8 protein-coding genes are annotated in these 10,474 nt (G+C 64.4%); 2 read left to right on the top strand and 6 right to left on the bottom strand.

The window, feature by feature from the left end; translation table 11 throughout:
- Window positions 1-80: 80 nt before the first annotated feature.
- The 6 genes from AC3CB8_RS07495 to AC3CB8_RS07470 form a co-directional block, all read right to left on the bottom strand.
- Complete coding sequence (locus AC3CB8_RS07495) at window positions 81-212, bottom strand: hypothetical protein (RefSeq protein WP_352563256.1); 132 nt, start codon at window positions 210-212, stop codon at window positions 81-83.
- 153 nt (window positions 213-365) lie between these two features.
- Window positions 366-1,943, bottom strand: a complete 1,578-nt coding sequence (locus AC3CB8_RS07490) for an indolepyruvate oxidoreductase subunit beta family protein (RefSeq protein ID WP_352563257.1) — start codon at window positions 1,941-1,943, stop codon at window positions 366-368.
- Complete coding sequence (locus AC3CB8_RS07485; protein WP_352563258.1) at window positions 1,936-4,089, bottom strand: thiamine pyrophosphate-dependent enzyme; 2,154 nt, start codon at window positions 4,087-4,089, stop codon at window positions 1,936-1,938. Before AC3CB8_RS07485 ends, AC3CB8_RS07490 begins: the two co-directional genes overlap by 8 nt.
- Before the next feature lie 44 nt (window positions 4,090-4,133).
- A complete protein-coding gene (locus AC3CB8_RS07480) occupies window positions 4,134-4,616 on the bottom strand; it encodes a MarR family winged helix-turn-helix transcriptional regulator (RefSeq protein WP_023772620.1) in 483 nt (160 codons plus the stop codon).
- Window positions 4,616-6,187 (bottom strand): phytoene desaturase family protein, encoded by a 1,572-nt coding sequence (locus AC3CB8_RS07475; RefSeq protein ID WP_352563259.1) that lies wholly within the window; start codon window positions 6,185-6,187, stop codon window positions 4,616-4,618. Before AC3CB8_RS07475 ends, AC3CB8_RS07480 begins: the two co-directional genes overlap by 1 nt.
- A 152-nt stretch (window positions 6,188-6,339) precedes the next feature.
- Window positions 6,340-7,131, bottom strand: a complete 792-nt coding sequence (locus tag AC3CB8_RS07470) for a cyclase family protein (RefSeq protein WP_023772618.1) — start codon at window positions 7,129-7,131, stop codon at window positions 6,340-6,342.
- 118 nt (window positions 7,132-7,249) lie between these two features.
- Between AC3CB8_RS07470 and AC3CB8_RS07465 the strand changes: the two genes are divergently transcribed.
- Window positions 7,250-8,824: a phytoene desaturase family protein gene (locus tag AC3CB8_RS07465; protein ID WP_352563260.1), complete on the top strand. Its 1,575-nt coding sequence runs from the start codon at window positions 7,250-7,252 to the stop codon at window positions 8,822-8,824.
- A gap of 111 nt (window positions 8,825-8,935) precedes the next feature.
- The gene (locus AC3CB8_RS07460) at window positions 8,936-10,465 is read left to right on the top strand and encodes an ABC transporter substrate-binding protein (protein WP_352563261.1); all 1,530 of its coding nucleotides are present in this window, start codon (window positions 8,936-8,938) and stop codon (window positions 10,463-10,465) included.
- Window positions 10,466-10,474: the final 9 nt, after the last annotated feature.

The raw sequence follows: 10,474 nt of genomic DNA, 5'->3' as shown, positions 1-10,474 counted from the left end.
AGTTCGGCGATCATCAATCGTCGGCGACAAAGCCGTTCGTCGATGCCGTTGCCGGCGAGGACGCGCTGGCAAGACCGGAGTCACTTGCCTACCGCACCTTCTACACGCTCTCGACCTTCAGCGACCCGCTGCGCCATCCGATGCCGCTCGATGTCGGCTTCCTCGGCGCAAGCCTGCTCGATGCATGCGGCCGGTCCGCCAATGTCGCCCATGATGATCGACCTCGTGCGCCTGCGCGACCATTGCGGAGGTCGATGCGCATCTGCGGCGGCGCGTCGATTCGGGGTTGCTGCATCTCTTCCCGCAGGCGCCGCTTCACAGCCTCGTCGCACCACTCCAGTCGGCGGAGGCCAACCGCTGATGTCTCAGGTGATCGGAGTCGATCCCAGCGTCGCCACTGTCTTCAGCGCGCCGTCGAGCATGTCGCCCTTCTCGTCTTTCAGCGCCGCCTCGCGCAGGCGGCGGATCCAGTCGGCGGCGTCCTCCCTACCCTTGAGCAGATCAAGCGCCGACAGCACGCGGTCGAATTTCGACTGGGCGCGCGCATGCGTGTCGCTGTAGCCCTTGATCAGCCGGCGGCAATTGAGGATTTCGACGGCAAGCTCGTAATCTGCCGGCACGGAGCCGAGTGCCAGCGCATACCAGCGATCGAGATGCGCGACCTCGACCTTATGCCGCAGCAGGCCGCGGCGCCAGCGGCGCAGGCCGCCGATGAACCACAAGGCGGCGAAGCCGGCAAAGCTGTCGGTGCGGATGCGGCGGCCCCGGTTGATGCGGCGATCGAGGAAGGCTGCCAATTTCGGCCGGTCCTCGATGTAGCTGCCCAGCCTCGCCGGCAGCGTGCCGCAGAACTCCTCGATGCGCGGATGGAAGTACTCGGTCACTTGCAGGACCGAACCGTCCTTGACGCCAACCTCCTTGCGCACCCGCCTGTCGCGGGTCGAGCGCGTTTTCAGATCGGCGACGCGGATCATGTCGTCATAGCACATGGCGTTGGCCAGATGCTTGGCGGCTGCGATGGACAGCGCATGGGTTGGATCCGCGTGGTCGATCGCCACGGCCCTGTCCAGCCGGTCGAGATATTCGCGCCCATAGGCGATGTCCTGATAGTCGACGACCTTTCTCAGGCCCCTGAGCGCCATGTCGCGCACCGCCACCGGCAGCAGGTCGATGCGAGCGGCAAGCGCCTGCCATCCCTGCAAAAGGTTTCGCGGGCCACTCACATGTCCCGCACCCAGGGCAGATACGACAATCGCCGGCTCCGCCGGGTTCGCCATCGGCGCCGCCGTGCCGCGCGCACGATCATACGCGGCCGCGAAGGCGGCGAGGCTGGCCTTGACGCCACGGCCGCCGATGCCAATCGCCTGCTCGTAGCTTTCACGGGTAAACGGCAGCGCGTCGGAGCCGGCCAGCGCGCCAAGCAGGCTGGCCGAGATCATCGAGCCGTTGTCGGCGGCGATCTTTTCCATGTCGAAAGCGATGAAGCGCTTCGATGCGGCCTCCGCAGTGGCGTGGACTTTGGACGACGAAGCGCGGCCGTCGCCCGGTTCGATCTTTTCCGACACGGCGGCGATGCGGTGCGAGGACGCGATCAGCGTCGTGCGGTTGGGGGTGACGAAGCCCCTGATGATGGCTCGGCCGGCTTCCATCAGTTCGGCGGCAATCAGGATATCGACATCGCCCTGCGAGGGCGACAGCGCGAAGACCGGCAGACGGCCCGTGTCGCGGGCCATTTCGATATAGTAGATGGTGGCGCCGGTGCGCTGCGCGACGCCGGCGACCGAGGTCGATTGCGCGACATAGAAATTGCGCTCGGCGACGTCGGTGATCCAGTCGGCGAGCACGCCGCCGCCCTGGCCGCCGACGGCCAGCACGGCGAGCTTGATCACCGGCTCATCGGCAGCACCGGACCGGGGGCGCGAGGAAGGAACGGGATCAAGCATCGGAAAATATCAGGCGCCGGCCTTCGCGCCGCCTCTGCAGGAAGCCGATCGTCGCGCGGCGCGCCGTCTCCAGGAAACGGTCCCAGCGGCTTGGATTGTGCACGACGTCGGCGCGGTAGAAGGACGGGCACAGCACCGCCGCATCGGCGACCTCGCCGCAATTGCCGCAGCCGACGCAGTTCTGGTCGATCGATGCGACCGGATCGTCGCGCAGCGGATCGTCGAGCGACTTGACCGACAGCGATGGGCAGCCGGAGAGCCGCATGCAAGCATGGTCGCCGGTGCAGATGTCTTCGTCGACGCCAAATTTCGGCTTGACGACACGCTCGCCGCCGTTGATCGCTTTGTCGACCAGCGGTTTTTCGCGACGCTGGCGATTGAGCATGCATTCCGACGAAGCGACGATTACTTTTGGCCCCTTCTCGTCCGTCGTCAGCGCCTCGCGCAGCGTGTCCTGCATCTTGCCGACATCGTAGGTGCGGTCGACATGGCGCAACCATTTTACGCCCATGCCTTTCACCGCCTCGGTGATCGGATGCTTGGTCGACTTGGTCCTGTTGCCCGCGCGCGACGACAGGATGTCCTGCCCGCCAGTGGCGGCCGAGTAAAAATTATCGACGATGACGATGACGCCATCATTCTTGTTGAACACCGCATTGCCGATCGATGAGGTCAGGCCGTTGTGCCAGAAGCCGCCGTCGCCGACGAAGGAGATCGAGCGGCGCTTGGCATCGGGCGAATTGAACGCCGAGGCCGAGGCTGGTCCGAGCCCGTACCCCATTGTGGTGGCGCCGAGTTCGAAGGGCGGCATGATCGAGAACAGATGGCAGCCGATGTCGGAAGCGATGTGATGCTTGCCGAGCTCCTGCTCGACCAGCTTGGTCGCGGCGAAGATCGGCCGCTCCGGGCAGCCGATGCAGAAACCGGGCGGTCGTCCTGGAACGACATTGATCAGGTCCGCCGTGTCGACGCCGTCGCCGACCTTGTTGGGGGCGCGCACTTCGCCCGGCAGCAGATGCGGGGCCTCGGCGCGCAGGAAGGCGCCGATGCCGTCGAGCATGACCTGGCCCGTATATTCCCCAGCCATCGGCAGGTGCTCCTTGCCGACCAGCCTGGTGCCGCGCCCGGCCTTGTGCAGCATCGCGGCAAAGGCCTGTTCGATATAGTTGGGCTGGCCTTCCTCGACCACCAGCACCGCCTGCTTGCCCTCGCAGAAGGCGAGGAATTCGTCGTCGATCAAGGGATAGACGGCGTTGAGCACATAGAGCGGCACATCCGTCTCGCCATAGGTGTCGGCAAGGCCGAGCCGCTGCAGCGCACGGATGACTGAGTTGTACATGCCGCCCTGCATGACGATGCCGACGGAGCCATGGTCCGAGCCGAAGAACTCGTTGATCTTGTTCCTGGCGATGAAATCCACCGCCGCCGGCCAGCGCTTTTGCACCTTCTCCTTTTCGTGCAGGAAGGAGGCGGGCGGCAGAACGATGCGGCCGGTGTCGCGACGCGGTGATTCGAGCGCATCGGCGACCGTCATCGGCGGACGCTTGTTATCCTTGGCGATGAAATGGCCGTGCACGTGGCAGCAGCGGATGCGCACCTGCAGCATGACCGGCGTGTTGGAGATTTCCGACAGTTCGAAGCCATCCTCCACCGCCTTGACGATAGACGGCAGGTTGGGACGGGGATCGAGCAGCCAGACCTGGCTCTTCATGGCGAAGGCATGGCTGCGCTCCTGCATGATCGAGGAGCCTTCGCCATAATCCTCGCCGACGATAATCAGCGCTCCGCCGGTGACGCCACCGGAAGCGAGATTGGCCAGCGCGTCTGAAGCCACATTGGTGCCGACGGTCGACTTGAACGTCGCCGCGCCCCGGATCGGGTAATGCACCGAAGCGGCGAGCATGGCGGTGGCGGTGGCTTCCGAGGCGCTTGCCTCGAAATGCACGCCGAGTTCGCCCAGAATGTCCTGCGCGTCGGCCAAAACGTCCATCAGATGACTGATCGGCGCGCCCTGATAGCCGCCGACATAGCCGACGCCGCATTGCAGCAGCGCCTTGGTGATGGCGAGGATGCCCTCGCCGGCGAATTCCTCGCCGGCGCCGAGCCTGAGTTTTTCGACTTCCTTGGCAAAAGACCGTTCGGCCATCTCTGCCTCCTTCCGTTGCCGCCGACAGTTGGCGGCGCGTGCATCTAGATGTCGTGCTTGCGAATGTTTTTCAGCATTTTCAAAAGCGTCGCGATGAGTGCTGCATATTCGGCGTCGTCGATATCGTCGAACATCGCCTCGAAGGCGTCGTGCATGGCCGGCCAGGCGCGGGTGAACTCGGCGCGGCCCTCGTCGGTCAGGAACACATGGCGAATGCGGCTGTCGGTGACGCCCTGCTCGCGCCGCACGAAGCCTTGCCCCTCCAGCGTGTCCAGCGTGCGGCTCAAGGTCGATTGCTCGATAACAGTATAGACCGAGAGGTCGTTGACGGTGACGCCGTCGGTGACCGACAGCACCGCCAGCGTGCGCACCTGCGAAATGGTGAGGCCCTGCTTGCGGAAGTCGTCACGCAAGGTAGCGTTGTAGCGGCCCATGATGCGGTTCATCAGATAGGGAGCGAATTGCTGCAGGCCGATCTGGCCGAGGGTGGAAATGCGCTGGCGTTTTTCGGCGACCTTTTGTTCCATCACAGCTTCCCCGCCAGCAGGAAGCCGGAGCCACCACCGAGGCCCGCACCGGGATGGGTCGAGGCGCCGATATGATAGAGGCCCTTGATGCCGGTCCGGTGGTTGCGGCTGGTCTTGAACGGCCGCCACAGGAATGACTGGTCGACAACAGAGGAGCCGCCGTAAGGGTCGCCGCCGACCAGGTTGATGTTCATCGCTTCGAGATCGGCCGGCGAATAGGCGCGGCGCGCGATTACGCTGTCCTTGAACCCGTCGACATGGCCGGCGAGGATCGCTTCGACGCGATCGGCATAGGCCTCGCGCAACGCCTCGGTCCATTGCCCGTCGGCAGGCGCATCGAGCTTGCCGGCGGCGTCGCCCTTGATGTGGCGGGGCGCCTCGGGGAGTTGAAGCCACAGGATCGCCTGGCCTTCCGGACAGCGTGACGGGTCGAGCGCGTGCGGCTGGCCGACGCAGATGGTCGGCACCTCGGGCAGCATGCCTCGCGCCGCCTCGTTGGAGGCTTTCGAAACGCCGTCCAGTCCGGGCGTCAAATGCAGCAGCGCCACCTTGTCGAGGCCCTCGCCGCGCCAGGACGGCGGCTTGGTCAGCGCGTAATGTATCTGGAAATTGCCTTTGCCATAGCGGTATTTCCGCGTCGCTTCGAGATCGTCCTTCGAAGCGTCCTTGCCCAGCAGACGGCCGTAAAGCTGCGTCGGCGTGACCGAGCAGATGACGCTCTTGTTCGCTGTAATCGTTTCGCCCGACGCCAAACGCACACCGGCTGCGCGGCCGCCCGCCTGGACGATCGAGGCTACGTCGGCGCCGGTGCGGATGTCTCCGCCGCGCTCCCTGATCAGGGCCTCGAAAGCGGCAAGCAGGTTCTTCGCGCCGCCCTTGACGATCGGCGCGCCGGCCGCCTCCAGCGCGAAGGCGATCACCTTGGCGATCTGGCCGGAAAAGGCATCTTCCGGGCCAAGCCCGGCATGCAGCACCCAGGGCGCCCAGAGCGCCCGAATGGTTTGGGACTGGTAGCTGCTTTCCAGCCAGCCGCGCGCCGGCACCAGCGCTTCGCCAAGAAAGGCGGCTAGGCCACGCGGACCACGCCGCCAGGTATCGCCGGCCAGCAGCTTCGCCGTCGGGTACGACCAAAGCGCGCCGCCGAGCAGGCCGAACAGCAGGCCGGCATTGCGTTCGATGCCGCCGACATCTTCCGCGTGGCGGTCACCGTCGCCGGCCGCGATCGCATTTATGGCAGCGACATTGGCGGCGCGGTCGGTGCTGAGCACGGCATGGCTGCCGTCGGGCATGAGCACGCCGGTCGGCGTGCCGGTGTGGCAGAATTCCAGGCCGTGGCGAGCGAGGTCGGCGCCAAGTGCGGCAAAGGCCGGCGAGGTGACGAACAACACGAAGGTCGTCGCCATCACGTCATGGACAAAGCCCGGCGCGGTGATCTCCTCGGTGCGCATGCAACCGCCGATACGGTCGTTGCGCTCCAGCACGAGCACCTTGGCGCCCTTGCCGCCGAGCATTGCGGCGCAGACCAGCGCGTTGATGCCGCTGCCGACTATGATGTGATCTGGGGCGGTCATCGAGGGGTGCTCCCCCGCTTTGGTGGATGATGTTTAATTGCGCGCGGTAGCGTTCCTTGGCGTAGAGCGGCAACCTCACAAGGTTGCCGCGCCCACTTCGTCATCGCGGTACCATTCGCAGCCATGATCTTCTCCCGAAGACCGCCCTCGCTTTATTTCCCCGGCACCAGCGCCAGCGCGCGGATCGGGCTGCCGGTGCCGTGCTCGATCTTGAGCGGTGCCGCGATCAGGATCGCGCCTTTCGGCGGCAGTTGGTCGAGATTGCAGAGGCTGGCGAGGCCGTAGCGGTTGGCCTTGTGCATCAGCGTGTGGGCCGGGAATGGCGGCTCCATGCCGCCGGCCTTGCCGGCATCGGTGCCGATCGTCTCCGAGCCCCAGCCCTTGATGTCCTTGCTGATCAGGAACTGGATGGCTTCCGCCGTCGGGCCGGGTGTGTGCGGACCGGTCTCGTTGGCATTGAGGAACTCGGCTTCCGAGCCGTTGCGCTTGTACCAGTCGGTGCGCATCACCACCCACTCGCCGGCATTGATCGCGCCATGCTTGGCTTCCCAAGCCTTGATGTGGTCGACGGTCAGCAGGAAATCGTGATCGGCGGCGGCCTCCTTCGAACAGTCGATGACATTGACCGGCCCGATGAAGTTCTGCGCTGGAATGGTGTCGGTGGCGCCGTCCGGATAGTCCTTGCCGCTGATCCAATGCTGCGGCGCGTCGAAATGCGTGCCGGAATGCTCGCCGAGCTTCAGCCAGTTCCACGCCCACCATGGACCGTTCTTGTCATAGCGGGAGATCGAGTGGATCTCGACCTTCGGCGTGTCGACGGCGAGTTCCGGCGGCAGCTTGATCAGCGGTGTGTCCGGCCCGAGCGGCGCCGTCAGGTCGACCACCTTGATGGCGCCGGAAAGAAGCTGGCCGGCAACTTCGCCGAGGAGTTTCTGGGTGTCCATGGTCTCTGTTCCCTCTTGTCTGACATGATCAAGGCTCGTCTCGGCCCTTAATATCCTACTAGACGAAAACATATGCATCTGCAATTATCTTTAAGCATAAAGGAAATGGGAACGGGGCGTGAGCGAGTTCGACGCCATCTTTGTCGGGGCAGGCCACAACACTCTGGCATGCGCCGCGCATCTGGCGCTCAAGGGCTGGAAAACCGGGGTTTTTGAGCGCAGCACAACAATCGGTGGTGCCGTCCAGACCCACGAATTCACGCTTCCAGGCTTCCGTCACGACTTCGGCGCGATGAATCTGAGCCTGTTCGCCGGCTCCGCCTTCCACCGGAAATATGCAAATGAATTGAAAGCACAGGGGCTGGAATTCGCGCCGGTCGCCGACTGTTTCGCCAGCGCCTTTCCGGATGGACGCTGGCTCGGCATCAGCAACGATCTGGAAAAGACCGCCGGTCGCATGGCGGCCTTTTCAGCCGCCGACGCCGCGACATGGCGCAGGCTGGTTGCCGCCTTCCCGTCCGAGGCCGAGCATTTGTTCAAGCTGCTGGGCTCGCCGATGAGCGCCCGGGCGCTTGCAAGCACCGCCTGGAACCTGTGGCGCAAAAAAGGTGTTTCCGGCGCGCTCGACACCGGCCGGCTGCTGCTGTCGTCGCCGCGTGCCTGGCTGGAGGAAAATTTCGAGTCTCCGCACGTCAGGGCGACGCTCGCCACCTGGGGCATGCATCTCGACTTCGCGCCCGACATCGCCGGCGGCGCGGTGTTCCCCTACCTTGAATCGATGGCCAACCAGAGTTTTGGCATGGTGCTGGGCAAGGGTGGCGCCGACACGATCATCCGGGCGCTGGCCGGCATGGTCACATCGGCCGGCGGCAGGATCGTCACCGGCGCCGATGTCGCCGAGATAACCGTCTCCGGCGGCAAGGCCAGCGGTGTGCGGCTTGCTTCCGGCGAGACGCATACGGCCATCAAGGCGGTGATTGCCGGCGTCGCGCCCAAGGCGCTCGCCGGCAAGTTGCTGCCGCTCGGTTCGGGCGACGCCTGCTTCGACATGGCGATGCAAAAATTCCGCCATGCGCCCGGCACGATGATGATACACTTGGCGCTGGACGACCTGCCGGACTGGCGCGCCGGGGCACAGCTTCGGCAGTTCGCCTATGTGCATCTGGCGCCATCGCTCGACCAGATGTCGCGCACCTTTCAGCAGGCGACATCAGGCATGTTGCCGGACGAACCGGTGCTGGTCGTCGGCCAGCCGACGGCGGTCGACCCTTCCCGGGCACCTGAAGGCAAACATGTTCTGTGGGTGCAGGTGCGCATGCTGCCCGCTGAAATCGCGGGCGACGCCTCGGCCAAGATCGCACCAGCCCACTGGGACCAGGTCAAGGAGGTCTACGCCGACCGCGTGCTCGACATCATCGAGACCTACGCACCAGGGCTGCGTGCGAAGATCCTCGGTCGCGCGGTGTTTTCGCCGATCGACCTCGAGCGCGAGAACCCGAACCTCGTCGGCGGCGACCAGGTCTGCGGCAGCCATCATCTGGCGCAGAACTTCTTGTTCCGTCCGGCGCGCGGCTATGCCGGCTGGAACACGCCGATCACCAATCTGCACCTCACCGGCGCCGCGACATGGCCCGGTGCGGGCACGGGTGCCGCCTCGGGCTTCATGCTCGCGCAACAGCTTGGCGGGAGGTAGCCAGACGATTTCATGAAGGCGACGAGAGGCAAGCGCTGCTGCCCACGAAGCCCGAACCAATGACCGGACGAAGCCGCGCAAAAGACAAATAAACCAACAAGGGGAACGACCATGACAATCAACAGACGCGAATTACTGGGATACAGTGCCGGGGCACTTGGCGTGGCCGCTGTCGGCCTGCCCAACATCAGCCAGGCTGCCGCCGGCGAGTTGACCATCGCCTACAATGTCAACCTGCCGTCCTGGGACCCGACCACCGGCCCGTCGGCCGTCAACCCGACTATCCAGGGCCTCTACCAGTCGGTGTTCGACCAGTTCATCCCGCAGAAGCCGGACCTGTCCTTCGCGCCTGGCCTTTTGACGGAATGGGGCTGGAACGACGACCGCACCAAAATCATGATGACGGTGCGCGAAGGCGTGAAATGGCATGACGGCTCGCCCTTCACCCCGGAAGACGTCGTCTGGTCGCTGCAGCGGGCCGGCGACGAAAAGACCGGCAACCCGATCCAGTTCGTCTGGAAGAACGTCAGCAATTTCAAGATTGACGGCAACAAAATCACCGGCGACGTCGTGCAGTTCGACCCGGTCTATTTCAAGTGGATGTCGTTCCTGACCGGCTACATCATGCCGAAAGCCTATTACGAGAAGGTCGGCGCCGAGGGTTTCGAGAAGGCGCCGATCGGCACCGGTCCCTACATGGTCGAAAAGTTCGAGCGCAACGCTTTCCTGCGGCTGAAGGCCAATCCCAACTATTGGGGCGGCAAGCCGGCCTTCGAGAATGTGACGATCAAGTTCGTCACCGACGCCGCGAGCCGGGTGGCCGAGATCGAATCCGGTTCCTCGCAGGTGACGCTCGAAATCCCCTATGAAGAGTACGACCGGCTGATCGCCAAGGACGGGCTTGCCGGGTCCATCAAGAATGTGTCCGACATCGGCATGATCTTCTTCAACGACATCGAAGCGATGCTGGACAAGAACGTGCGCCAGGCAGCCGTCATGGCCGTGGACAAGGAGCTTCTGGTCAAGCGGCTGCTGCGCGGCTATGGCCAGCCGATCGCCACACTGGAGACCCCGGAATACACGGCTTTCGATGCCTCGATCAAGGTGGAGCACAATCCGGAGAAGGCCAAGGAGTTGCTGGCTGCCTCAGGCTATTCGCCGGAAAAGCCGGTCAAGTTCACCATTCAGACGACCAAGGGCTTCAAGCCCAAGGACTATGAGATGATCCAGGCGATCGTCGGCATGTGGCGCAAGGTCGGCATCGAGGCGACGATCGAGGTCTATGAGATCGCCAAACACTACGAGCTCCGCGCCGCCGACAAGCTCGCGCCCGCCGCCTTCTACAATTGGGGTAATGCCATTGGCGACCCGACCACGTCGACCGGCTTTGCCATGTATGGGCCGAGCCCCCATTCGGTCTGGGACAGCCAGGACCTGATCGACATGATCAACCCGCTGTGGGGAGAGAAGGACGAGGCCAAGCGCATCGCCGGGTGGAAGGCGGTCGATAAATACATCGCCGAGCAGGCCTACGTGCTGCCGCTTATGCAGTATGCGCAACCGATCGTGCATGCAAAGGGCGTCAACGTGGTGCAGCATATCTCCGGCGCGCTGCTACCGGCCCTGATGACCCCGGCCTGATATCTGCCT

The organism is Mesorhizobium sp. P160927 (genome assembly GCF_057766385.1).
The sequence above is the reverse complement of the archived record's forward strand: the minus strand, read 5'-3'. Positions and strand labels throughout refer to the sequence as shown.